Below are 22557 nucleotides of genomic sequence, written 5' to 3'. Positions count from 1 at the left end.
GGTCCATCAGGATATAGAGAGTCTTCCATGCACAATCCGTTCGACACCGGCGATTTCGCGGGCAAGCTGGCCAGCGCGGGCCTCGACCTGCAGCAGACCCAGGCGGGCCTGGTGCCGATCGTCATCGAACAGTCGAATCGCGGCGAGCGCTCGTTCGACATCTTCTCCCGCCTGCTGCGCGAGCGAATCGTCTTCGTCACCGGCGGGGTCGAGGACGGGATGGCGAGCCTCATCACCGCACAGTTGCTGTTCCTCGAATCGGAAAATCCGAAGAAGGACATCTTCATGTACATCAACTCGCCGGGCGGGGTCGTCACGGCGGGCATGGCGATCCACGACACGATGCAATATATCCGTCCGCGCGTCGGCACGGTGTGCATCGGCCAGGCCGCCTCGATGGGCAGCTTCCTGCTCGCGGCCGGCGAGCCGGGGATGCGCGTCGCGCTCACCAACGCGCGGATCATGATCCACCAGCCTTCGGGCGGGGCGCAGGGCATGGCCGCCGACATCGAGATCCAGGCGCGCGAGATCCTGCGGATGCGGCATTTCCTCAACTCGCTCTATGCGAAATACACCGGCAAGCCGCTGGATGAGATCGAGAAGTCGATGGACCGCGACAAGTTCATGTCGGCCGAGGAAGCCAAGGAGTTCGGGCTGATCGACGAGGTGTTCGACAAGCGCCCCGCGCCCGCCGATGAGGTAGCGGCGGCCGCCTGAGCCATTAGGCATATTCAGGCATTGCCGTTTCGTGACGGGCCGGGTTACCATGCCCGGCCCGAAAGCCGCCTCCGCCGTGGGGGCGCGAAAGGATCGATTGAATGACGAAGCTCTCCGGCGGCGACTCCAAGAGCACCCTCTACTGCTCGTTCTGCGGCAAGTCGCAGCACGAGGTCCGCAAGCTCATCGCCGGCCCGACGGTCTTCATCTGCGACGAGTGCGTCGAGCTGTGCAACGACATCATCCGCGAGGAGACGAAGTCTGCGCTCGTCTCCAAGAAGGACGGTGGCGTGCCGACGCCGCAGGAAATCTGCGACGTGCTCGATGATTATGTGATCGGGCAGAAGCAGGCCAAGCGCGTCCTGTCGGTTGCGGTGCACAACCATTACAAGCGGCTCAACCACGGCGCGAAGGGCGCCGATGTCGAGCTGGCCAAGTCTAACATCCTGCTCGTCGGCCCCACCGGCTGCGGCAAGACGCTGCTGGCGCAGACGCTGGCGCGTATCCTCGACGTGCCGTTCACGATGGCCGACGCGACGACGCTCACCGAGGCGGGCTATGTCGGCGAGGATGTGGAGAACATCATCCTCAAGCTGCTCCAGGCCAGCGACTATAACGTCGAGCGGGCGCAGCGCGGGATCGTCTATATCGACGAGATCGACAAGATCAGCCGCAAGGCGGAGAACCCCTCGATCACTCGCGACGTGTCTGGCGAGGGCGTGCAACAGGCGCTGCTCAAGCTGATGGAGGGCACCACCGCCAGCGTTCCGCCGCAGGGCGGGCGCAAGCATCCGCAGCAGGAGTTCCTGCAGGTCGACACGACCAACATCCTGTTCATCTGCGGCGGCGCGTTCAGCGGGCTGGAGAAGATCATCGGCGACCGTCTTCAGGGCAAGTCGATCGGCTTCGGTGCCTATGTCGCCGCGCCGGAGGAGAAGCGCACCGGCGAGATGCTGCGCCAGACCGAGCCGGAGGATCTGCTCAAGTTCGGCCTGATCCCCGAGTTCGTCGGCCGCCTGCCGGTGGTCGCGACGCTGGAGGACCTCGACGTGCCGGCGCTGGTCAAGATCCTGACCGAGCCGAAGAACGCGCTGGTCAAGCAATACCAGAAGCTGTTCGAGATGGAGGAGGTGAAGCTGGGCTTCACCGACGACGCGCTGGTGTCGGTCGCGAAGAAGGCGATCGAGCGCAAGACCGGCGCGCGCGGCCTGCGTTCGATCCTGGAGGGCATATTGCTCGACACGATGTTCGACCTGCCGGGTATGCAGGGCGTCGACGAGGTGATGATCGACAAGGACGTGGTGGACGGCCGCAAGGAGCCGATCCGCGTCTATGCCGAGAATGCGAAGAAGAAGGCCGGCGACGCGGCGTGATCTCCGCGTTGGCTGCGTGAGGAACGAGACGGGCGTCGCGGGAGCGGCGCCCGTTTTGTTTCGGGGCGTGGAGAGTGACGGCTAACGCCCCAATTGCGGCCGTAACGATGCTATGAAGTCGTTCCTGAAAGATGTCGTTCGATCTCCGCGAGCAAACGGCCTCCCGCTCCCGTCAGTGCGATAAGGCACGGCTCATCCCATTCTTGTTCGAAGATGAAGGCTTCACCACCGAATGCTATCTGAGAGTACGTAGCGTGCGGCTCGCTGTTTACCTTTCCAAACAGGTCGGAGATTGCCTGCCGCACGGCTTCGATTTCATCGGGCGTGAACTCTAACGACGAGTTGCCATCGGGAAGTGAAAGCAGGGTCACAGCCATGCCCTATTATGAAGTGCTTGCGGCCGTTTTCCAGCCTGCTGTTCGCGCAAGCCGCCGGTCTGTTCTCCACCCAAAAAATCCGCCATCACCCCGGAATCTGCTGGCTGATGCAGTGGAAGCTACCCCCGCCGGTCAGGATCGCGTCGGCGCGCAGGCCGATCACCTTGCGATCGGGGAACAGCGCCTGGAACTGCTGCACCGCCGCCTGATCGTCGGGCGCGCCGTATACCGGCACGACCACGCTGGCGTTGCCGATGTAGAAATTCATGTAGCTCGCCGGCACGATCTCGTCGTCGCGCATCACGCGGCCGGGGGAGGGGACGGGGATCACCGTCACGCCGAACGCCCGCGCGCGTTCGGCGGCCTGCTGATAGACCTGCCAGTTGGGATCGTTCTCCGCCGCGACCGGGATGGCCAGCCGCCCCTCGCCGACGAAGCGGGCGAGATTGTCGACATGACCGTCGGTATGGTCGTTGAGCAGCCCGTCGCCCAGCCACAGCACGCGATCATAGCCGAGGTCGCGCTCCAGCCGCTCCTCGATCTCCGCCTTGCCGATCAGCCCGTTGCGGTTGGGGTTGAGCAGGCATTGCTCGGTGGTGACGACAAGGCCGGTGCCGTCGCCGTCGAGCGCGCCGCCCTCCAGCACCCAGTCGCACGGCACGATGCGCTTGCCCCGGCGGCGGGCGAGCCGCGCGCCGATATCCTCGTCGCCGGGCAAATCGTATTTCCCGCCCCAGCCGTTGAACGCGAAGTCGCGCACCGTGCCGTCGCCGGTGACGATCGTCGCGGTGTCGCGCAGCCAGATATCGCCGAACGGCTCGACCACCACCTCCGCGAACGGCGCGAGGCTTGCCGCCGCAACACCCGCCTCCGCATCGGCGGCGACGAGCAGCACCTTTTCCCCGCGCCCCTCCGCATCGACCGCGCGGGCGAAGGCCGCGACCTCGTGCCGCGCCTGATCGAGATCGTCCTGCCACAATTCCGGGTGGGACGGGAAGCCGATCCACACCGCCTTGTGGCGCGCCCATTCGGCCGGCGGCGTGCGGGTCACTGCGCGGCGCCCCGCGCGATGGGCGCGGTCCGGGGAAGGAACAGGGGCGGGCGAGAACGCATTACATGCTCCGTGACGGGATCGGTTGCGCGTTGTTTGGCAGCGGGCGAAGCGGGGCGCAAGGCGGCCGAAAGTGTCGCGCGGCCCGGCGAACTGTGCCAAGAGCGCGCGCCTGAACCGCCAAACCGCGAGGAACATATGACGAAGGTCGGAATCTATGGCAGCGCGGGGCGGATGGGTCGCGCGATCGCGGCGATCGCCGGCGAGGAAGGCGTGACGGTCGCGGGCGGGGTCGATACCGGCGACGATCCCGCGCCGCTGGCGCGGGCGGCGGACGTGCTGGTGGACTTTTCCGCGCCGGCCGCGCTGGAGGGGCATCTGGCGGCGGCGGTCGCGGCGGGAACGCCGATCGTGATCGGCACGACCGGGCTTTCCGCGACGCATCACGCGATGATCGACAAGGCGGCGGAGCGGATCGCGGTGCTCCAGACCGGCAACACCTCACTCGGCGTCACGCTGCTCGCGGGGCTGGTGCGCGAGGCGGCGCAGCGGCTGGGCGCGGACTGGGACATCGAGATCGTCGAGATGCACCATCGCCACAAGGTCGACGCTCCCTCGGGCACCGCGACGCTGCTCGGCGAGGCGGCGGCGGCGGGGCGTGGCACCACGCTGGCCGAGGTGCGCGTCGACGGCCGCGCGGGGCTCACCGGCGCGCGGACCGAGGGGACGATCGGCTTCTCCTCGCTGCGCGGCGGTTCGGTCGTCGGCGATCATCAGGTGGTATTCGCGGGCGAGGGCGAGCGGATCGAGCTGGGCCATCGCGGCGAGGACCGCACGATCTTCGCGCGCGGCGCGCTGAAGGCGGCGCTGTGGCTCGCGGGCAAGCCGGCCGGGCGCTATCATATGGCCGAGGTGCTGGGGCTTTGAAGAAGGCCGACATCTTCGAATTCTACCGCCGGCTGGCCGAGTTGAACCCGCATCCCGAAACGGAGCTGGAATCGGGCAACGCCTATCAGCTCCTCGTCGCGGTGGTGCTGTCGGCGCAGGCCACCGACGTCGGCGTCAACAAGGCGACGCGGCGCTTGTTCGAGGCGGTGAGGACGCCGCAGCAGATGGTCGCGCTGGGCGAGGAAGGGCTGAAGCAGCACATCCGCACGATCGGCCTGTTCAACACCAAGGCGAAGAACGTCATCGCGCTGAGCGAGGCGCTGATCGCCGACCATGACGGCGAGGTGCCGGCCGACCGCGACGCGCTGGAGAAGCTGCCCGGCGTCGGGCGCAAGACGGCGAACGTGGTGATGAACGTCGCGTTCGGCGCGGAGACCTTCGCGGTGGACACGCATATCTTCCGCGTCGGCAACCGCACCGGCCTCGCCCCCGGCAAGACGCCGCTCGCCGTGGAGAAGAAGCTGGATAAGGAGACGCCGCAGCCGTTCCGCGTCCACGCGCATCACTGGCTGATCCTGCACGGCCGCTATGTCTGCAAGGCGCGCAAGCCGGAATGCTGGCGCTGCGTGGAGGTGGACCTGTGCGCCTACAAGCCCAAGACGCCCGCGCCGACGCGGAGGGCTGCCGCGTAAGTCCTACCCCGCCCGCACCTCGCGGAACGGGATGGTGCGATCGACCTCCGGTTCCCTGGGCAGGCCCAGCACGCGCTCGCCGATGATGTTGCGCTGGATCTGGTCCGTGCCGCCGCCGATCGAGGTGAAATAGGCGTTGAGCGTCAGGAAGTTGGCGTCCTCCGCGCGCGGATGCTCCGGCCCCTGCAACAGGCTCTCCGGCCCGAGCAGCAGGGTGCGGACGCGCGCTTCCTCGTGCAGGATGCGGCTCATCGCCAGCTTGCCCAGGGACATGATCGAGGACGATGTGCCCTGTCGCAGCTCGGCCTTGGCGCGTTGCGTGTTGAGCTTGTTGAGCGCGCGCCACGCGATCGCCTGCGCCAGCTCCTGCCGGATCACCGGATCGCCGAGCTTCCCGGCTTCGCGCGCCAGGCCGATCAGCGAATAATCGCCCTTCGGCCCGCCCGCGCCCGAACGCGGCCCGCGCGCGCGATCGCCCATCACCGACCGTTCGTAGGCCAGCGCGGTCTGCAACACGCCCCAGCCGCCGCCGAGCGGCCCGAGCAGGTTGGCGTCGGGCACGAAGGCGTTGTCGATGAACACCTCGTTGAAATGCGCCTCGTCGGTGATCTGGCGCAGCGGCCGCACCTCCACGCCGTTCTGCTTCATCGGCAGGAAGAAGAAGCTGATGCCGCGATGCTTGGGCACGTCCCAATCGGTGCGCGCGATCAGCATCCCGTAATCGGCGACCTTCGCGCCGCTGGTCCATACCTTCTGCCCGGTGACGCGCCAGCCGCCCTCCACCTTGTCAGCGCGGGTGCGGATCGCGGCGAGGTCGCTGCCCGCGCCCGGCTCCGAATAGAGCAGGCACATGCCGACCTCGCCGGCGAGCAGCTTCGGCACGATCTCGCGCTTGAAGGCGTCGGTGGCATGGGCGAGCGCGGTATTGGCCCACAGGTTCGTGCGGTCCTGCCCGGCGCCGGGCGCATCGAGCGCCGCGAAGGCGCGCTCGACGATCTTCGCCTGATCGTCCGGCAGGCCGCGCCCGTACCATTCCTCCGGCCAGCGCGGCACGGCCCAGCCGGCGTCGCGCACCTTCGCCAGCCATTCGCTGCGCGGATCGCGGCCGAAGGTGTCATGGTGCGGTTTCACGCCCTTCCAATTGGCGGCGAGCCACCCCTCGACCTCGGCTTTCAACTGTTCGTCGGTCATGCCCCAACCTCCAGCGCGCGGACATATTGTTCGCGCCAATGATTACCGTCGCCGTAAAGCTGCGCGCCGGATCGCGCGCGGCGCAGATAGAGATGCGCGGGATGCTCCCAGGTGAAGGCGATGCCGCCGTGCATCTGGATCGCATCCCTGGCGCAGCGGACATAGGCGTCGCCACAGGCGAAGGCGGCCAGCGCGATGGCGGCGTCCTGCGTGGCCGCGCCCTGCGCGAGCTGGCGAGCGGCGTCGCGGGCGGCGCTGGTCGCGCTCTCCGCCTCTAGCAGCAGGTCGGCCGCCATGTGCTTCACCGCCTGGAAGCTGCCGATCGCGCGGCCGAACTGGTGGCGCTCGCGGGCATAGTCCACGGCCATATCCATGATGCGCCGCGCGCCGCCCGCCTGCTCGCCCGCCAGCGCGACGAGCGCGGTGGCATGAGCCGTGGCGATGCGCGTGCCGTCGCCGATCCGCGTCGCGGGGCCGTGGAATGTCACGTCGGCCATGCGCCGCGTGCGATCGAAGACGGGAAGGGGAGTGATCGTGGCATGCTCGCGCGCGACCGCGAACACCGCATCGTCGAGCGTGACGAGGATCGTGTCGGCGATCGCGGCGTCGGGCACGAAGCGCGCGGTGCCGGCGAGCCGGTCGCCCTCCACATGCACGTCGCCGCGCCCGGTCCAGTCACGGCTGCCGGCGAAGGCGACCGCCGCGATGCTGTATCCGCCCGCGAGGCTGGCGAGCCGTTCCCCATCGAGCAGCGTCGCCGCCACGGCGGTCGAGAGCAGGGGGGCGGGCAGCAGCGCGGCGCCGGCGGCCTCCATCACCAGTTCCAGTTCGACCGGGCCGAGTCCGGCGCCGCCATGTTCCTCCGGCACGGTCAGGCCGACGACGCCGAGATCGGCCAGCGCCCGCCACAGCGCCCGATCGAACCCGGAGTCGCTGTCCATGACGCGGCGCACGTCGCTTTCGGCGCAGCGGTCGGCGAGCAGGCGGCGGACCGAATCGAGCAAGGCCCCGCGCTCTTCCGCCGTCAGTTCCGCCATCGCGCATCCTCTTTCATGGCCGACGTGTCCGTCGTCCGTAACCAAAGTTATGATGAGGCGGGGCGGCGGCTGTCAACCGGCGGCCGTCGCAGGGGCGAACGCGAACCGGAATGAAAGCGGCAGGCAAGGGGTGACGACCGCGCGATCTTGCCATATTGGCCGGGCATCGTGCCCGCACTCCACGCCTTCGCCAATCCGGCCCGCTTCCTGAAGCTGGCACGCCCGCTCACGCCGGTCACGATGTGGCTCGGCGTCGCGCTGATCGCGATCGGCTGCTGGGCGGGGCTGACGCAGACCCCGCCGGACTATCTCCAGGGCGAGAGCGTGCGCATCCTCTACATCCACGTTCCCGCCGCATGGCTAGGCATGGGCGGGTGGAGCGGGATCGCGCTGTCCAGCATCGCCTTCCTCGTCTGGCGCCATCCGCTCGCCGATGTCGCGGCGCGCGCGATCGCGGCGCCGGGAGCGGCGTTCGCGCTGATCTGCCTCGTCACCGGCGCGCTGTGGGGGCGGCCGACCTGGGGCACCTATTGGCAATGGGACGGGCGGCTGACCTCGATGCTGCTGCTGTTCTTCGTCTATCTCGGCTATATCGCGCTGGCCCGCGCCGATCGCGAGCGCGGCGGCGACGGGCGCATCCCGGCGCTGTTCGGCATCGCCGGCACCGTGCTGCTGCCGATCATCCGCTATTCGGTGATATGGTGGAACACGCTGCATCAGGGGCCGAGCATCGGGCTGACCGGATCGACGATCGATTCCTCGCTGCTGTGGCCGCTGCCGATCATGATGGGCGGCTTCACCCTGTTGTTCATCGGCATCGTGCTGATGCGGATGCGCGCGATCCTGGCGGTCGCCAAGGCGGAGGCGCGGATGCGCCGGAAGGCGGCGGCATGAACCCCTGGCCCTTCGTGACGGCGGCCTATGCGGTGACGCTGATCGGCGCGGCGGCGGTCGCGCTGTGGAGCTGGATCGCGATGCGGAAGGCGGAGAAGTGAAGGCCAAGCATCAGCGGCTGACGCTCGCGCTGCTGGCGGTGGCGGCGATCGTCGGCGCGGCGCTGCTCGCGCTGTCCGCGCTCAAGGATCAGGCGGCGTTCTTCTACGCCCCGTCCGACGTCACGCCACGGACGTTGCCGCTGGGCAAGGCGGTGCGGCTCGGCGGGATGGTCGAGAAGGGGTCGATCAAGCGCGCGAGCGACGGCGTGACGATCCATTTCCGCGTCACGGACGGCCGCGCGACCACGCCGGTCACCTTCACCGGCATCGCGCCCGATCTGTTCAAGGAGGATTCCGGCGTGGTGGCGGAGGGAGAGTTCCACCCGGACGGCTCGTTCGTCGCGACCAACCTGCTCGCCAAGCACGACGAGAAATACATGCCGCCCGAAGTCGCCGGCAAGATGCATGAGACGAAGACGCTGAAGCAATGATCGGCTATACCTTCCTCGCGCTGCTAGGCCTGCTCGCGTTCGCCGCGCTCCTCCTGTTCCGCCTGCCGAAGTCGCTCTGGTCCTTCGCCGGCGCGGCGCTGTTCCTCGGCGCGGCGGGCTATGCGTGGCAGGGACGGCCGGCGCTGCCCGCGCATCCGGCGACCCCCGCGACCGAGCCGATCGCGGTGGAGCCGGAAGTGATCGCGTTGCGCGACCGGCTGATGGGCGGGCGCTATACCGCCGACGCCGCCTATCTCGTCGCGTCGGACGCGATGCTGCGCACCGGCGACACGGCGGCCGCGACCCAGGTGGTGCTCGGCGGCATTCGCGCCATGCCGGGCAGTTTCATCCTGTGGACGCAGCTCGGCACCAACCTCGCCCTGCATGACGGCGATCAGATGTCACCGCCCGCGCTGGCGGCGTTCCGGCAGGCGATGCGACTGGCCCCGAAACATCCCGCGCCGCCCTATTTCATGGGGCTCGCCTATCTGCGCGCGGGCAATCTCGCCGCGGCGCGCCCATTGTGGCGCCGTGCGCTCGCTCTGTCCGCGCCGGGATCGGATTACGCGAAGGAGATCGCGCGCCAGCTCCTGCTGCTCGATCGCGTGCTGGCGATGGCCGCACGCGGCGCGCAGGCCCGCTGAGCCTCATGTTGCGGGGCGCGGGGGGGCGTGCTAGGCGCGCCGCTCCAACAGGGTGATTGCAGGCTTTCTGCCGTGATTCCGGAATCTGCGAACATTTCGTGAGCACCTCCCCAGCCTCGGGCGCGGCGTCTGGCCACGACCTTCGCCGCGACAGCCTCGCCAAGCTGGCGGTGGGCGCGGTCGGCGTCGTCTATGGCGATATCGGCACCAGCCCGCTCTATTCGATGAAGGAGGTGTTCGTCGGCCATCATCCGCTGACGGTCGACCAACTCCACATCTTCGGCGTGGTCAGCCTCGTCTTCTGGTCGCTGTTGCTGATCGTCTCGTTCAAATATGTGACGGTGATCCTGCGTGCCGATAACGAGGGAGAGGGCGGCAGCCTCGCGCTGCTCGCGCTGATCCAGCGGCGCAGCGGGGCGGGGAAGAGATGGGGGCCGAGCCTCGTCATCCTCGGCGTGCTCGCCTCCGCGTTGTTCTTCGGCGATTGCATGATCACCCCCGCCGTATCCGTGCTCTCCGCCGTGGAGGGGCTGGTGACGGTGGAGCGGGGGTTCAGCAGCTTCGTCATCCCGGTCGCCGTGGCGATCCTCGTCGGCCTGTTCTACATCCAGTCGGTCGGCACGGCGCGGGTGGGCAAGTTCTTCGGCCCGATCATGGCGGTCTATTTCGTCACGATCGCCGCGCTGGGCCTGATCCATATCATCAAGCAACCGCATATCCTGCTCGCGCTCGATCCGCGCTGGGCGGTGCGCTTCGCCACGACGGACGGGCGGCTGGCGTTCCTCGCGCTCGGCTCGGTCGTGCTGGCGCTGACCGGGGCGGAGGCGCTCTATGCCGACATGGGGCATTTCGGGCGCAAGCCGATCGCCTATGCGTGGCTGTGGTTCATCTTCCCCGCGCTGATGCTCAATTACCTCGGGCAGGGCGCGCTGCTGCTCGGCAATCCGGCGGCGGCGCAGAACCCGTTCTTCATGCTGGCGAACGAGCAATGGCGCCTGCCGCTCGTCATCCTCGCGACGGTGGCGACGGTGATCGCCAGCCAGGCGGTGATCACCGGCTGCTATTCGGTGGTGCAGCAGGCGATCCAGCTCGGGCTGATGCCGCGCCTGCGCATCAGCCACACCAGCGCGTCGGAGGCGGGGCAGATCTACATCGCGTCGATCAACTGGACGCTGATGGTGATGGTCGTGCTGCTGATCTTCGGCTTCCGCGAATCCTCCAACCTCGCGGCGGCCTACGGCATCGCGGTGACGGGGACGATGTTCATCTCGACCTGCCTGATCGGGGTGCTGATCCGGCGGGTGTGGCACTGGCCGTGGTATGCGGTGGTGCCGTTCGTTGGCACGTTCATGTTCGTCGACGGCATGTATTTCACGTCGAACCTGACCAAGGTGTTCGACGGCGGCTGGTTCCCGCTGCTGGTCGCGATGGTCTGCTTCGTCATGCTCACCACCTGGGCGACCGGGCGCAAGCTGATGATCCAGCGGATGCGTGAGGGCGCGATGCCGATCAAGATCTTCATCGGCTCGGCCGCCAGCTCGGCGACGCGCGTGCCGGGAACGGCGGTGTTCATGACCTCGACGCCCGAAGGCGTGCCGCACGCGCTGCTCCACAACCTGAAGCATAATCGCGTGCTGCACGAGCGGGTGATCCTGCTCACCGTGAAGGTGACGGACCTGCCCTATTTCCCGGAGGACGATCGCTTCCTGCACGACGATCTGGGGCAGGGGTTCCACCGCGTGATCCTGCGCTATGGCTTCATGGAGGCGCCCGACGTGCCGGCGGCGCTCAAGCGGTTCGACGGGTGCGGCGCCGATATCCGCATGATCGACACCAGCTTCTTCCTTTCGCGGCAGACGCTCCTCCCGTCCGAGCGGCCGGGGATGATGATCTGGCGCGAGAAACTGTTCTCGTGGATGCTGCGCAACGCCGAAAGTGCGATGGAATTCTTCCGCCTGCCGACCAACCGCGTGGTCGAGCTGGGCACGCAGATCGAGATTTGAGCGCGCCGATCGTCGTCACCGCGCTGTTCGGCGCTGGCGATCAGGGATGGTTCGATTCGCTGCGCCGCGCGCATTATCCGGCGGAGCGCAACCGCGTGCCCGCGCACCTCACGCTGTTCCACCACCTGCCGCCCTCGCTGGAGGCGGAGGTGAAGCAGCGCCTCAGCCACGAAACGCGCGGCATGCCAGCGCCGCCAGCGATGCTGCGTGAGCCCTATTCGCTGGCGCAGGGCGTCGCGTGGCGGATCGAGAGCGAAGGGCTGGCGGCTGTCCGCGCAAGGCTCGCCGAGGCGTTCGCTGGCCTGCTGGTGCCACAAGACATGGCGGGTTGGCGGCCGCATGTCACGGTCCAGAACAAGGTGGCGCCGAGGGAAGCGGGAGTCTTGCTGGCGGCATTGCGCGCCGGGTTTCGTGCCCGGCCGGTAACGGTCACCGGCCTTGGGTCATGGTGGTATCGCGGCGGCGAGTGGGAGCCGCTGTCGCGTCATCTGTTCGGATGAAGGTGGTAGCGGAGGAGGGACTTGAACCCCCGACACGCGGATTATGATTCCGCTGCTCTAACCAGCTGAGCTACTCCGCCCCAGGGCGTTTTTCGCCGAAGCGAGGGGCGCCTATTAGCAGCGCCGCCGGAGCGGTCAAGCGCCCAGTTCAGGCGTCGGACGGCGCGCCGAACAGATCGTGCTCGTCGGCGTCCTCGATCGCCACCCGCACGATATCGCCGGGCGACAGATGACCCGCGTCGCGCAGATGCACCTCGCCATCGATTTCCGGCGCATCCGCATAGGAGCGGCCGGTCGCGCCGCCTTCCTCGCCCACCATGTCGATGATGACGTCCAGCGTGAGCCCCACCTTCGCGGCAAGCTTCGCGGCGGAGATGGCGGCGGTCTTTTCCATCACGCGGGCGTAGCGTTCCTCCTTCACCTCATCCGGCACCGGATCGGGAAGCGCATTGGCCGCCGCACCTTCCACCGGCTCGAAACGGAACGCGCCGACGCGGTCGAGCTGCGCCTCGTCCAGCCAGTCGAGCAGGTAGCGGAAATCGTCCTCCGTCTCGCCGGGGAAGCCGACCACGAAGGTCGAGCGGATCGCGATATCGGGGCAGATCTCGCGCCACGAGCGGATGCGCTCCAGCACCTTCGCCTCGTTGGCGGGACGCTTCATCGCCTTCAGCACCGCGCGGCTGGCGTGCTGGAAGGGGATGTCGAGATAGGGCAGCACCAGCCCTTCCGCCATCAGCGGGATCACCTGATCGACGTGCGGATAGGGATAGACGTAGTGCAGCCGCACCCACGGCGCGATCCGGCCCAGCTCGCGCGCGAGGTCGGTCATGTGCGAGCGCACCTCACCGCCCTTCCATGGCCAAGCCTTGTGGCGCAGGTCCACCCCGTAGGCGGAGGTGTCCTGACTGATGACCAGCAGTTCCTTCGTCCCGGCCGCGACCAGTTTCTCCGCCTCGCGCAGGATCGCATCCGGGCGGCGGCTGACCAGATCGCCGCGCAGCGAAGGGATGATGCAGAAGGCGCAGCGATGATTGCAGCCCTCCGAAATCTTGAGGTAGCTGTAGTGGCGCGGGGTGAGCTTCAGCCCGGCGTCGGGGATCAGATCGACATAGGGCGAGATATTGGCGGGCGCGGCGTCATGCACCGCCTCCACCACCTGCTCGTATTGATGCGCGCCGGTGACGGCGAGCACGTCGGGGAAGCGCGCGCGGATCAGCTCCGCTTCCTTGCCCATGCAGCCGGTGACGATGACGCGCCCGTTCTCCGCGATCGCCTCGCCGATCGCCTCCAGGCTTTCCTCCTTCGCCGAATCGAGGAAGCCGCAGGTGTTGACCAGCACGACATCCGCCCCGGCATAGTCGGCCGACATCTGGTAGCCGTCGGCGCGGAGCTGGGTCAGGATGCGCTCGCTGTCGACAAGGTTCTTCGGGCAGCCGAGCGAGACCATGCCCACGCGGGGCGGGGAGGGGAGTTTTGTCGCCATAGGAAGGCGCGCCACATAGCGATTTCCGCACGCTTTTCCTAGGGTGGGCGCGACATGGCGATTTACACCCTGATCCCGCATCCCGATTTCCCCCCGCTGGCGGTGAAAGAGGTGAGCGTCGAGGTGGAGCGGCGGGGCGGTGAGCTATGCCTGCACTATCGTGTCGAGGGCGCAGGCGAGCTGGTGTGGCCGGAACCCGCCGCGCCCGGCCGGATGGACGAATTGTGGAAGGCGACCTGCTTCGAGCTGTTCGTGAAGCCGGATGGCGGTGAAGGGTATGCCGAGTTCAATTTCTCGCCGTCCGGACGTTGGGCGGCCTATGCGTTCGATGGATATCGCGCGGGGATGCGTGACCTGCCGCTTCCGGTCGATCCGCGCATCGAGCGGCGTGGGGATGGCGTCACGGTGAGCGGGCTGGACGATGTAAACGGGCGGCGCATCGCCCTCACCGCCGTGATCGAGGAAACCGGCGGGCGGCGTTCCTTCTGGTCGCTCGCGCATCCGCCGGGCGCGCCGGATTTCCACCGCGACGATTGCTTTGTCGCGCGGCTCCCGGCACCTGAGGCGCCATGAAGTTCGGGATCGACCGCCTGCTCGCCGATGCGAGCCTTCGTAAGCCGCTGGAGGGGAAGCGCGTCGCGTTGCTCGCGCATCCCGCCTCCGTCACCGCCGATCTGACGCACAGCCTCGACGCGCTGATCGCGGCGGGCGTGGAGATCAGCGCGGTGTTCGGGCCGCAGCACGGCGTTCGCGGCGACCTTCAGGACAATATGATGGAGTCGCCCGACTTCACCGATCCGACCTATGGCATGCCGGTGTTCAGCCTCTACGGCGAGGTGCGGCGGCCGACCGGGCAGTCGATGGGCACGTTCGACGTGCTGCTGGTGGACCTTCAGGACGTGGGCTGCCGCATCTACACATTCGTCACGACGTTGCTCTATGTGCTGGAGGCGGCAGCCACGCACGGCAAGGCGGTATGGGTGCTCGATCGCCCCAACCCCGCCGGCCGCCCGGTCGAGGGGCTGGCGCTGCGGCCGGGCTGGGAGAGCTTCGTCGGGGCGGGGCCGATGCCGATGCGGCATGGGCTGACGCTCGGCGAGATGGGCCGGTGGTTCGTCGATCATTTCCGGCTCGACGTGGATTATCGCGTGATCGCGATGGAGGGCTGGCGGCCCGACGAGGCGCCCGGTTACGGCTGGCCGCCCGAGCGGGTGTGGATCAATCCCAGCCCCAATGCCGCCAACGTCAACATGGCGCGCGCCTATGCCGGCACGGTGATGCTGGAGGGCACGACGCTGAGCGAGGGCAGGGGCACCACGCGCCCGCTGGAGCTGTTCGGCGCGCCCGATATCGACGCGCGCGCGGTGATGGCGGAGATGCGCGCGCTGGCGCCGGCATGGCTCGCCGGCTGCACCTTGCGCGATTTCTGGTTCCAGCCGACTTTCCACAAGCATGTCGGGCAGCTTTGCGCGGGCGTGTTCATCCACGCCGAGGGCGCGGGGTACGACCACGCGGCTTTCCGGCCGTGGCGGCTTCAGGCGCTGGCGTTCAAGGCGATCCGGCGGCTGTGGTCGGATTACCCGCTGTGGCGCGACTTCCCGTATGAATATGAGTTCGGCAAGCTGGCGATCGACGTCATCAACGGTGGGCCGGCGCTGCGCGAATGGGTCGACGACGCCGGTGCGGCGGCTGGCGACCTCGATGCGCTCACCATCCCCGACGAGCGCGCATGGGATGAGCGCCGGCGCGCATTCCTGCTGTATTGACGGAGGTTTATCGTTCGATCGTCACCGTCGATGGGTGATGCCGGTCGAGGTGGCGCTTGATCGTCTTCAGGTTGCGCGTGTTCGAGCGATAGAAGAAATCGGCCGCGTCGCCCACCACCGGCACCATGCCGATCAGCGCGTCGAAACCGACCCGTGCGCTCATCCGCGCGAGCTGGAAGCGGCTCATGCCGAGGTTGCGCGCCTCCCACACGATCCATGCGCCCAGCGCGGCGGCGACCACGTCGCCCGCCACCGGCACCAGCCCGAGCAGGAAATCCAGCCCGACGCGCCGGTTGATCCCCGGCACGACGAACAGCCCCTCGAGCAATTTCTCCATCGCCTCGATCCGCTGGCGGACGTGGGCCGGATCGCGGCTCAGCGGCAGGTTATCGAGCGCGGCGGCGTGGATGCGGGTGGTGCGCTGGTTCATGCAGCATCACTTGGGGGCGGCACGCAGGCGGTTCAACGGGTGCCATGCGCGCGCGTTCGGCTGCCATTGCCGCAACCGCAGCGACACCAGCGACCAGCGCAGCGGGCGGGCGATCGGGATGAAGGTGACATCGGCGGCCATGGCCGCATCGGCGGCGGCGATCGCGGTCGCGCGCTCGGCCAATGTCGGGGCGACCCGCGCCGCCTCGATCGCCTGGCTCGCTGCCTCGTTGCACGGCGCGCAGGCGTGGGCGAGGTACCAGCGCGCGCTGTCGTAGGGCGCCACGGCGTCGATCAGGCGCAGGTCCGCGTCAGGATCGTCCGCCGCGCCGCGCTCGGGCTGGATGCCGATCGCCAGCAGGTCCGCGCCGATCCGCGCCCATAGCAGGTTGCCGCCCGGCCCGGCGGGGAGCGCGACGCGCAGTTGAAGCGGTTCGAGATGCGCGCGTCGCCACGCCGCGACGCTCGCCAGCGCCTGCCGGCGGCGGCTATCCTGATCGAGCGCGACCCACTGCGACAGCGCCGGCGCGGTGGCCGAATCGAGCTGCTCGGGCAGCAGTTGCTCGGTCACCGGCCAATCGGGAGAGAAGGCGCCGGTCAGCGCGCTACGGTTGATGGCGCCGGCAAGGGCGGCGCGGTTCTCCGGTGTCGCCAGGAAGCCATCGCGGCGTACGATCGCCAGCCCGAACAGGCCGGCGGCCGGATCGAGGTGGATATTGTTCGGCGCGACCGCGGCGATTTGCAGCAGCGGCCAGTCGCGCAACGTTCCTCCGGTGACGAGATCCGACCGACGCGCGGCATAGCGGGTGATAGCGCGCGCCGCCGATTCGCCGATCAGCCGGACGTTGTCCTCCGGCGCCTTTTCGGGCGTCTCGTCGGGCGAGCGGTTCAGCTCGCGCACCGGCGTCAGCAGCAGCGAATAGCGGCTCCGGTGCGCGATGCGGAACGGGCCGGTGCCAGCCGGATCGCGCAGCCGGATGATCGCCAGCTCGGGCTGGGCGAACACCTTCAGCAGGTCGGGGCGCGGATAGGACAGTTCGATCTGGATGATCTGAGGCGTCATATCCACGATCGAGTCGATCGCGGTGAGATAGGGCTTCAGCGGGTTGCGCGAGGCCGCCGCGATCTGCCGCTTTAGGATCGCCACCACTTCCTGCGCGGTGACGGGGCGGCCATCCGACCACAAGGTCTCGCGCAGGCGGAAGATATAGGTCTTGCCCTCGTCGGTGACGATCCAGCGTTCCGCGATACCCGGCTCGATCTGCCCCGTCGCGTCGAAGCGGACCAGCCCTTGCGCGACCGAGTCGGCGAGCAGCCGGTCGCTCTCCGGTCGTTCGCCCCGGCTGGAATCACGCAATTCGGGAGCGCCGCCGATCACGCTCGCCACGACCGGGCCGACGTCGGGGCGCCGCTCGCAGCCGGCGATCAGCGCCAGCGCGGCACACGCGATGGTGCGGACGGCGGGACTCGAACCCGCACGCCAAGGGCAGAAGATTTTAAGTCTCCAGCGTCTACCGATTCCGCCACGTCCGCGCATCGCACGCGACGTGAAGGCTACCCGGAGCCTTACGTCAAGCGACGTTGAGCCGCGCGCGCATTTCCTTGCCCGGCTTGAAATAGGGGACGCGCTTGGCATTCACGTCCACCGTCTCGCCGGTGCGCGGATTGCGGCCGGAGCGGGCGTCGCGGGCGCGGGTGGAGAAAGCGCCGAAACCGCGCAGCTCGACCCGGCCGTTTTCGGCCAGGCGGCGGACGATCTCGTCGAAGAAGGTGGAAACGATCGCTTCGACCTCACGCAGCGAAAGCTCGGGATTGGCTTCGGCGAGTTGCTGGACGAGTTCGGAACGGATCATTCTGCAAGTCCTGAAGCGGTTCCCCGACGCGCGGAACCGGCGGATCGCGATATTAGCCGAGAAACTGCCGATCGGAATAGGATCGAAACGACAATTCCCTGTAATTTTTGTGCCGGATCGAGAACCGGGCAGGAAATTTTCCTGCCCGGTTCCGCCGATCTCACTTCTTCGATTCGCGAGCCTTGAGCGCCTCGCCCAGGATGTCGCCTAGCGACGCGCCCGAATCGGACGAGCCGTACTGCGCCACCGCCTGCTTCTCCTCGGCGATCTGCATCGCCTTGACCGAGAAGGTCGGCTTCTTCGAACGATCGAAGCCGGTCACCATCGCATCGAGCTTCTGGCCGACCTGGAAACGCTCCGGACGCTGCTCGTCGCGGTCGCGGCCGAGGTCGGTGCGCTTGATGAAGCCGGTCGCGCCGTCGTCGCCAGCCTGCACCTCGAGACCGGCGTCGCGGACTTCGAGGATGGTGACGGTGACGACCGCGTTCTTCGACAGGCGCTCGCCGCCCGTCGCCGCGCCGACCACCGGGCCGCCGCGCTCAAGCTGCTTCATGCCGAGCGAGATGCGCTCCTTCTCCGGATCGATGTCGAGCACGATGGCCTGCACCATCTCGCCCTTGCGATGCAGCGCCAGCGCGTCCTCGCCCGAAACGCCCCAGGCGATGTCGGACATGTGGACCATGCCGTCGACGTCGTTGTCGAGACCGACGAACAGGCCGAACTCGGTCGCGTTCTTGACTTCGCCCTCGACGGTCGAGCCGATCGGATGGGCGGCGGCGAACGCCTCCCACGGATTGGCCTGCGCCTGCTTGAGTCCAAGGCTGATGCGGCGCTTGTCCTCATCGACCTCCAGCACCACGACGTCCACTTCCTGCGAGGTGGAGACGATCTTGCCCGGATGGACGTTCTTCTTGGTCCAGGACATCTCGCTGACGTGGACGAGGCCCTCGATGCCCGGCTCCAGCTCCACGAACGCGCCATATTCGGTGATGTTCGTGACGCGGCCCGACAGCTTCGCGCCGACCGGATATTTGGCGCCGACGCCATCCCACGGATCGCTCTCAAGCTGCTTCATGCCCAGCGAGATGCGCTGCGTGTCCTTGTTGATGCGGATGATCTGGACGCGCACGGTGTCGCCGATGTTGATCATCTCGCTCGGGTGGGCGACGCGCTTGTAGCTGAGATCGGTGACGTGCAGCAGGCCGTCGATGCCGCCCAGGTCCACGAAGGCGCCGTAGTCGGTGATGTTCTTCACCACGCCGTCGATGATCTGGCCCTCGTGCAGGCTCTGGATCAGGCCCGAACGCTGCTCGGCGCGGGTTTCCTCCAGCACCGCGCGGCGCGAGACGACGATGTTGCCGCGCTTGCGGTCCATCTTCAGGATCTGGAACGGCTGCGGGATATCCATCAGCGGGGTGACGTCACGCACCGGGCGGATATCGACCTGGCTGCCCGGCAGGAAGGCCACGGCGCCGTTCAGGTCGACGGTGAAGCCGCCCTTCACGCGGCCGAAGATCACGCCCTCGACGCGCGCGGTCTTGGCGAATTCGGCTTCCAGATTGTCCCAGGCGGCCTCGCGGCGCGCGCGGTCGCGCGACAGCATCGCTTCGCCGTGCATGTTCTCGACGCGATCGACATAGACCTCGACCTCGTCGCCGACCTTCAGCTCGGCCTTCTGGCCGGGGGCGGCGAACTCGCGCAGCGGCACGCGACCTTCGCTCTTGAGGCCGACATCGATGATCGCCATGTCATTTTCGATGCCGGTGACGGTGCCGTGCACCACGCGGCCCTCGAAGCTGTCGGCGCCGCCGAACATGTCATCGAGCATCGCCGCGAAATCGTCCCGGGTGGGGGTTGCCGTAGAGGCCATAAACTTTCGATTCCTTGATGTCGTTTCCGGCCAAGCGGTTGAATCCGCTGGTCTTGGCCTTCACCGCCGCGCCAGCCCCGTGCCGATGCGGCATCCGCCGGACAGGGCTTGCGAAGGGCCGGAACGCACATGCGAAAAGGGCGCGAGAGAGCAACCTCCGCGCCCGGCCCCCGCGGACCCCAGCCCGCCGGACCGCGCGCCCTTAGCGCAAGTGACGGTTATCCACAAGCGAAAGCGCGTGGCGATGCGGTGGAACGGCGCGGATTCGCGAGCGGATCAGGCGCGCGCCGCCGCCTTGCGCGCGCGCTGCTCCTCGACGATGTCGATCGCCTTGCGCACCGACGCCTCGATCGAAAGGAAGCTGGTGTCGAGCACCACCGCATCGGGCGCGGCGACGAGCGGGGCGGCGCTGCGCGTGCTGTCGCGCTCGTCGCGGGCGCGGATATCGGCCAGCACCTGATCGAAGCTCTGCGTCGAGCCGTGCGACCGGAGCTCGGCATGGCGGCGGCGGGCGCGGATCGTCGGCGTCGCCTTGACGAACAATTTGGCGTCGGCGTCGGGCGCGATCACCGTGCCGATATCGCGCCCGTCGAGCACCGCGCCGCCCTCCTGATGCGCGAAGCGTTTCTGCCGCCGGAGAAGCGCGGCGCGGACGAGCGGATGCGCCGAGACGACCGAGGCGAGCTTGCCGATCTCGCCGTCGCGCAGCACCGGATCGGCCAGCGTCAGCTCGTCGAAATCGCAGGCGGCGACCGCGTCGGCCTCCTTCGTCGGGTCGAGGCCGAGCCGCTCCACCGTCGCCGCCACCGCGCGATAGAGCAGCCCGGTATCGAGATGCGGCAGGTGGTAATGGCGGGCGAGCGCCTTGGCGATCGTGCCCTTGCCGGACGCCGCCGGCCCGTCGACCGCGATGATCATGCCAGCGCGTCCTGCCGCGAGAGCCACCCGCGCACGGTCGCGATCGTCTCTTCCGGGCGGTCGCCGAAGATATTGTGCGCCGCGCCGGGGATCACCGCGAACTCGGCGCCCGGCACGCGCGCGGCATAGTTGCCGATCGTCGCCGGGCGGGCTTCGTCATACTGGCCGCAGATGAACAAGGTGCGCCTTCCATCGAGCCTGGCGAGCAACGGCTCGCCGTCATATTTGCTGAGCGTGCCGGTCGAGACGAACTCGCTCGATCCCCACATCGTCTCGTACAGCTTCGCGTTGAAGCCGCGCCCGCCGGCCGCTTGCGCATAGGCGCGCCGCGCGGGGGAGGCCGGTTCGCGCCCGTTATAGGCGGCATAGAAGGCGCGGGTCGCCGTCCCGCAGTCCGGCGGCTGCGGCGCGGCGATCGCCTCGCAGCGGCGGATCTCGTCGCGGATCGGGGCGGGGAGGGCGTCGACCAGGATATTGGCGTCGCCGATCCAGCTCTTCGTCGCGATCAGCGGGCTGGCGAGCGCAAGGCCGGCGAGCGCCCCCGGCCGCCGCGCGCCATATTCCAGCGCGACCGTGCCGCCCCAGCTATGCCCCAGCACATGCCAGCGCTTCACCCCCAGCGCGCGGCGCACCGCCTCCACCTCGTCGACAAAGCGGGCGACGCGCCAGTTGGCGGGGTCGTCCGGCCGGTCGGAGCGCCCCGAATCGAGCTGGTCGTAGAAGATCACCGCGCGCTCGTCGGCAAGCGGCAGCGCCTCCAGCAGCGCGTCATGCGTCCCGCCGGGGCCGCCATGGATCAGCAGCAGCGGCGGGCGCGGCCCGGCGAGATCGCCGTTGACGCGGACGTAGACCCGGCCGCCCTCCACCGGCACCATCGCCTCGCGCGTCGGCGGCGGATAGCTCGCGAGGCCGCGCGCCAGCGCCGGCAGCGGGACGAGCGCCGCCAGTCCGCCGGCAAGCAGCAGCCGCCTGTCGATCAGTTCCACGTCACCTGCCCCCCGAGCGATTCGAGCAGCGCGAAGAAGGTCGGGAAGCTCGTCCTGACCGGCGCCGCATCGTCGATCGTCACGGGCGCGCGGGCGTGAAGCCCGGCGACCACCATGCTCATCGCGATGCGGTGATCGAGTTTCGAGGCGATGCGCGCGCCGCCGGGAATGGCGTCGCCGCCGCTCCCGTCGATCGACAGGCCGTCCTCATGCTCGATCAGCGACACGCCGTTCGCCTCCAGCGCGGCCTTCATCACGGCGATGCGATCCGATTCCTTGACGCGCAGTTCCTCGGCCCCGCGGGCCACGGTGCGGCCCCCGGCGAAGGCGGCGGCGACGAACAGCGCGGGATATTCGTCGATCATGGAGGGCGCGAGTTCCGGCGGCACCTCGATTCCCGTGAGCGCGGCATGGCGGACATGCAGGTCGGTCACCGGCTCGCCGCCGACGATTCGCGGGTTCAGCTCCGCGATGTCCGCGCCCATCAGCCGCAGCGCGGTGACGATGCCGCTGCGCGTCGGGTTCATCCCGACATTCTCGACCACCACGTCGCTGCCCGGCACGATTGAGGCGGCGACCAGCCAGAAAGCGGCGGAGGAGGGGTCGCCGGGGACGACGATCGATTGCGGCTTCAGCTCGGCCTCGCCGGTGATCGAGATGAGGCGGCCTTCCGGCACCTGCTCGACGCTCAGCGCCGCGCCGAAGCCGGTCAGCATCCGCTCGCTATGGTCGCGCGTGGCGACCGGCTCGATCACGCGGGTCGTGCCCGGCGTGTTGAGGCCGGCGAGCAGGATCGCCGACTTCACCTGCGCCGAGGCGACCGGCAAAGTATAGGCGATCGGCACCGCCGGGCAGAGCCCGCGCACCATCAGCGGCAATCGCCCGCCGGGGGAGGCGGTGAAGTCCGCGCCCATCATCGAGAGCGGGTCGATCACCCGCTTCATCGGCCGCGCCGAGAGCGAGGCATCGCCCATGAAGGTCGCGGTGACCGGATGGCTGGCCACCAGCCCCATCAGCAGCCTGGTCGAGGTGCCGGAATTGCCCATGTCGAGCGCCGCCTGTGGCTGGAGCAGCCCGCCGACCCCGACGCCGTGGATACGCCAGATGCCGTCCTCGCCGCGCGCGATCCCGGCCCCCATCGCCCGCATCGCGGCGGCGGTGGCGAGCACGTCCTCGCCCTCCAGCAACCCCTCGACGCGGCTTTCGCCCACCGCCAGCGCGGACAGCGTCAGCGCGCGGTGGCTGATGGATTTGTCGCCCGGCACGCGGATTCTGCCCCTCAGGGCGCTGGCGGCGGCGACGGTGACGGGTTGGGCGGCGACATGGGTCATGTTCGAGCGGCCTTGCCAGCCG

At 68.5% G+C, this 22557-nt stretch carries 23 protein-coding genes and 2 tRNA genes; 11 read left to right on the top strand and 14 right to left on the bottom strand.

What is annotated here, in order from left to right:
* Positions 1 to 27: 27 nt before the first annotated feature.
* Together F9288_RS19275 and clpX are read left to right on the top strand one after the other, a co-directional pair.
* Positions 28 to 717 carry an ATP-dependent Clp protease proteolytic subunit gene (locus F9288_RS19275; protein ID WP_254620972.1) on the top strand — a complete coding sequence of 230 codons (690 nt, stop codon included), beginning with the start codon at positions 28 to 30 and terminating at the stop codon, positions 715 to 717.
* A gap of 101 nt (positions 718 to 818) precedes the next feature.
* Complete coding sequence (clpX, locus tag F9288_RS19270; RefSeq protein WP_174838268.1) at positions 819 to 2090, top strand: ATP-dependent Clp protease ATP-binding subunit ClpX; 1272 nt, start codon at positions 819 to 821, stop codon at positions 2088 to 2090.
* A 110-nt stretch (positions 2091 to 2200) separates the two neighbouring features.
* Here the strand turns inward: clpX and F9288_RS19265 are convergent, their stop codons facing one another.
* Together F9288_RS19265 and F9288_RS19260 are read right to left on the bottom strand one after the other, a co-directional pair.
* Positions 2201 to 2467, bottom strand: a complete 267-nt coding sequence (locus F9288_RS19265; RefSeq protein WP_174838267.1) for a hypothetical protein — start codon at positions 2465 to 2467, stop codon at positions 2201 to 2203.
* 85 nt (positions 2468 to 2552) lie between these two features.
* Positions 2553 to 3518 (bottom strand): agmatine deiminase family protein, encoded by a 966-nt coding sequence (locus F9288_RS19260; RefSeq protein ID WP_174838266.1) that lies wholly within the window; start codon positions 3516 to 3518, stop codon positions 2553 to 2555.
* Between the two features lie 198 nt (positions 3519 to 3716).
* Here F9288_RS19260 and dapB point away from each other — a divergent pair, with 198 nt between their 5' ends.
* Both dapB and nth read left to right on the top strand, forming a co-directional pair.
* Positions 3717 to 4445 (top strand): 4-hydroxy-tetrahydrodipicolinate reductase, encoded by a 729-nt coding sequence (gene dapB, locus F9288_RS19255; protein WP_174838265.1) that lies wholly within the window; start codon positions 3717 to 3719, stop codon positions 4443 to 4445.
* Positions 4442 to 5098, top strand: a complete 657-nt coding sequence (nth, locus tag F9288_RS19250; RefSeq protein WP_174838264.1) for an endonuclease III — start codon at positions 4442 to 4444, stop codon at positions 5096 to 5098. The genes dapB and nth overlap by 4 nt, the downstream gene beginning before the upstream one ends.
* 3 nt (positions 5099 to 5101) lie before the next feature.
* Here the strand turns inward: nth and F9288_RS19245 are convergent, their stop codons facing one another.
* Both F9288_RS19245 and F9288_RS19240 read right to left on the bottom strand, forming a co-directional pair.
* On the bottom strand, positions 5102 to 6289 hold the full coding sequence (locus tag F9288_RS19245; protein ID WP_174838263.1) for an acyl-CoA dehydrogenase family protein: 1188 nt from the start codon (positions 6287 to 6289) through the stop codon (positions 5102 to 5104).
* Positions 6286 to 7326 (bottom strand): acyl-CoA dehydrogenase family protein, encoded by a 1041-nt coding sequence (locus F9288_RS19240; protein WP_174838262.1) that lies wholly within the window; start codon positions 7324 to 7326, stop codon positions 6286 to 6288. The genes F9288_RS19245 and F9288_RS19240 overlap by 4 nt, the downstream gene beginning before the upstream one ends.
* Before the next feature lie 168 nt (positions 7327 to 7494).
* On the opposite strand from F9288_RS19240, the gene ccmC reads away from it, so the two are divergent.
* From ccmC to F9288_RS19215, 5 genes are all read left to right on the top strand, one after another.
* On the top strand, positions 7495 to 8220 hold the full coding sequence (ccmC, locus tag F9288_RS19235; protein ID WP_174839200.1) for a heme ABC transporter permease CcmC: 726 nt from the start codon (positions 7495 to 7497) through the stop codon (positions 8218 to 8220).
* A gap of 97 nt (positions 8221 to 8317) precedes the next feature.
* The gene (ccmE, locus tag F9288_RS19230; RefSeq protein ID WP_174838261.1) at positions 8318 to 8752 is read left to right on the top strand and encodes a cytochrome c maturation protein CcmE; all 435 of its coding nucleotides are present in this window, start codon (positions 8318 to 8320) and stop codon (positions 8750 to 8752) included.
* Entirely contained in the window at positions 8749 to 9396 is a 648-nt protein-coding gene (locus F9288_RS19225; RefSeq protein ID WP_254620971.1) for a hypothetical protein, read from the top strand. The genes ccmE and F9288_RS19225 overlap by 4 nt, the downstream gene beginning before the upstream one ends.
* Before the next feature lie 98 nt (positions 9397 to 9494).
* Positions 9495 to 11399 carry a potassium transporter Kup gene (locus tag F9288_RS19220; protein ID WP_254620970.1) on the top strand — a complete coding sequence of 635 codons (1905 nt, stop codon included), beginning with the start codon at positions 9495 to 9497 and terminating at the stop codon, positions 11397 to 11399.
* Positions 11396 to 11899, top strand: a complete 504-nt coding sequence (locus tag F9288_RS19215) for a 2'-5' RNA ligase family protein (RefSeq protein WP_174838260.1) — start codon at positions 11396 to 11398, stop codon at positions 11897 to 11899. Before F9288_RS19220 ends, F9288_RS19215 begins: the two co-directional genes overlap by 4 nt.
* Before the next feature lie 3 nt (positions 11900 to 11902).
* Here the strand turns inward: F9288_RS19215 and F9288_RS19210 are convergent.
* Positions 11903 to 11979: transfer RNA gene (locus F9288_RS19210), tRNA-Met, on the bottom strand.
* A gap of 68 nt (positions 11980 to 12047) precedes the next feature.
* Positions 12048 to 13382 carry a 30S ribosomal protein S12 methylthiotransferase RimO gene (gene rimO / locus F9288_RS19205; protein ID WP_174838259.1) on the bottom strand — a complete coding sequence of 445 codons (1335 nt, stop codon included), beginning with the start codon at positions 13380 to 13382 and terminating at the stop codon, positions 12048 to 12050.
* Positions 13383 to 13436: 54 nt separating this feature from the next.
* Between rimO and F9288_RS19200 the strand changes: the two genes are divergently transcribed.
* Complete coding sequence (locus tag F9288_RS19200) at positions 13437 to 13955, top strand: DOMON-like domain-containing protein (RefSeq protein WP_174838258.1); 519 nt, start codon at positions 13437 to 13439, stop codon at positions 13953 to 13955.
* The gene (locus F9288_RS19195) at positions 13952 to 15148 is read left to right on the top strand and encodes an exo-beta-N-acetylmuramidase NamZ domain-containing protein (protein WP_174838257.1); all 1197 of its coding nucleotides are present in this window, start codon (positions 13952 to 13954) and stop codon (positions 15146 to 15148) included. The genes F9288_RS19200 and F9288_RS19195 overlap by 4 nt, the downstream gene beginning before the upstream one ends.
* A 7-nt stretch (positions 15149 to 15155) precedes the next feature.
* Here F9288_RS19195 and F9288_RS19190 read toward each other — a convergent pair whose 3' ends face one another.
* From F9288_RS19190 to aroA, 8 genes are all read right to left on the bottom strand, one after another.
* A complete protein-coding gene (locus F9288_RS19190; protein WP_174838256.1) occupies positions 15156 to 15578 on the bottom strand; it encodes a DUF4112 domain-containing protein in 423 nt (140 codons plus the stop codon).
* A gap of 6 nt (positions 15579 to 15584) precedes the next feature.
* Positions 15585 to 16964, bottom strand: coding sequence for an ABC transporter substrate-binding protein (locus F9288_RS19185; protein WP_254620969.1), 1380 nt, complete (start codon positions 16962 to 16964; stop codon positions 15585 to 15587).
* A 62-nt stretch (positions 16965 to 17026) separates the two neighbouring features.
* Positions 17027 to 17110 (bottom strand) — tRNA-Leu (locus F9288_RS19180).
* 38 nt (positions 17111 to 17148) lie between these two features.
* Positions 17149 to 17430 (bottom strand): integration host factor subunit beta, encoded by a 282-nt coding sequence (locus F9288_RS19175; RefSeq protein ID WP_174838255.1) that lies wholly within the window; start codon positions 17428 to 17430, stop codon positions 17149 to 17151.
* Between the two features lie 160 nt (positions 17431 to 17590).
* Positions 17591 to 19300 carry a 30S ribosomal protein S1 gene (gene rpsA, locus F9288_RS19170; RefSeq protein WP_174838254.1) on the bottom strand — a complete coding sequence of 570 codons (1710 nt, stop codon included), beginning with the start codon at positions 19298 to 19300 and terminating at the stop codon, positions 17591 to 17593.
* A gap of 276 nt (positions 19301 to 19576) precedes the next feature.
* Entirely contained in the window at positions 19577 to 20218 is a 642-nt protein-coding gene (cmk, locus tag F9288_RS19165; protein ID WP_174838253.1) for a (d)CMP kinase, read from the bottom strand.
* Entirely contained in the window at positions 20215 to 21204 is a 990-nt protein-coding gene (locus F9288_RS19160) for a proline iminopeptidase-family hydrolase (RefSeq protein WP_254620968.1), read from the bottom strand. Before F9288_RS19160 ends, cmk begins: the two co-directional genes overlap by 4 nt.
* Entirely contained in the window at positions 21195 to 22535 is a 1341-nt protein-coding gene (aroA, locus tag F9288_RS19155) for a 3-phosphoshikimate 1-carboxyvinyltransferase (RefSeq protein ID WP_174838252.1), read from the bottom strand. The genes F9288_RS19160 and aroA overlap by 10 nt, the downstream gene beginning before the upstream one ends.
* Positions 22536 to 22557 lie beyond the last annotated feature (22 nt).

It is taken from the genome of Sphingomonas sp. CL5.1 (assembly GCF_013344685.1).
GTDB lineage: Bacteria > Pseudomonadota > Alphaproteobacteria > Sphingomonadales > Sphingomonadaceae > Sphingomonas.
The sequence above is the reverse complement of the archived record's forward strand: the minus strand, read 5'-3'. Positions and strand labels throughout refer to the sequence as shown.

Excerpts from the sequence above, each read along its gene's own strand:
- F9288_RS19275 (WP_254620972.1), top strand. The coding sequence starts at position 28 with ATGCACAATCCGTTCGACACCGGCGATTTCGCGGGCAAGCTGGCCAGC.
- clpX (WP_174838268.1), top strand. The coding sequence starts at position 819 with ATGACGAAGCTCTCCGGCGGCGACTCCAAGAGCACCCTCTACTGCTCG.
- F9288_RS19265 (WP_174838267.1), bottom strand. The coding sequence starts at position 2,467 with ATGGCTGTGACCCTGCTTTCACTTCCCGATGGCAACTCGTCGTTAGAG.
- dapB (WP_174838265.1), top strand. The coding sequence starts at position 3,717 with ATGACGAAGGTCGGAATCTATGGCAGCGCGGGGCGGATGGGTCGCGCG.
- F9288_RS19245 (WP_174838263.1), bottom strand. The coding sequence starts at position 6,289 with ATGACCGACGAACAGTTGAAAGCCGAGGTCGAGGGGTGGCTCGCCGCC.
- F9288_RS19240 (WP_174838262.1), bottom strand. The coding sequence starts at position 7,326 with ATGGCGGAACTGACGGCGGAAGAGCGCGGGGCCTTGCTCGATTCGGTC.
- F9288_RS19225 (WP_254620971.1), top strand. The coding sequence starts at position 8,749 with ATGATCGGCTATACCTTCCTCGCGCTGCTAGGCCTGCTCGCGTTCGCC.
- rimO (WP_174838259.1), bottom strand. The coding sequence starts at position 13,382 with ATGGCGACAAAACTCCCCTCCCCGCCCCGCGTGGGCATGGTCTCGCTC.
- F9288_RS19200 (WP_174838258.1), top strand. The coding sequence starts at position 13,437 with ATGGCGATTTACACCCTGATCCCGCATCCCGATTTCCCCCCGCTGGCG.
- F9288_RS19195 (WP_174838257.1), top strand. The coding sequence starts at position 13,952 with ATGAAGTTCGGGATCGACCGCCTGCTCGCCGATGCGAGCCTTCGTAAG.
- F9288_RS19190 (WP_174838256.1), bottom strand. The coding sequence starts at position 15,578 with ATGAACCAGCGCACCACCCGCATCCACGCCGCCGCGCTCGATAACCTG.
- F9288_RS19175 (WP_174838255.1), bottom strand. The coding sequence starts at position 17,430 with ATGATCCGTTCCGAACTCGTCCAGCAACTCGCCGAAGCCAATCCCGAG.
- rpsA (WP_174838254.1), bottom strand. The coding sequence starts at position 19,300 with ATGGCCTCTACGGCAACCCCCACCCGGGACGATTTCGCGGCGATGCTC.
- cmk (WP_174838253.1), bottom strand. The coding sequence starts at position 20,218 with ATGATCATCGCGGTCGACGGGCCGGCGGCGTCCGGCAAGGGCACGATC.
- aroA (WP_174838252.1), bottom strand. The coding sequence starts at position 22,535 with ATGACCCATGTCGCCGCCCAACCCGTCACCGTCGCCGCCGCCAGCGCC.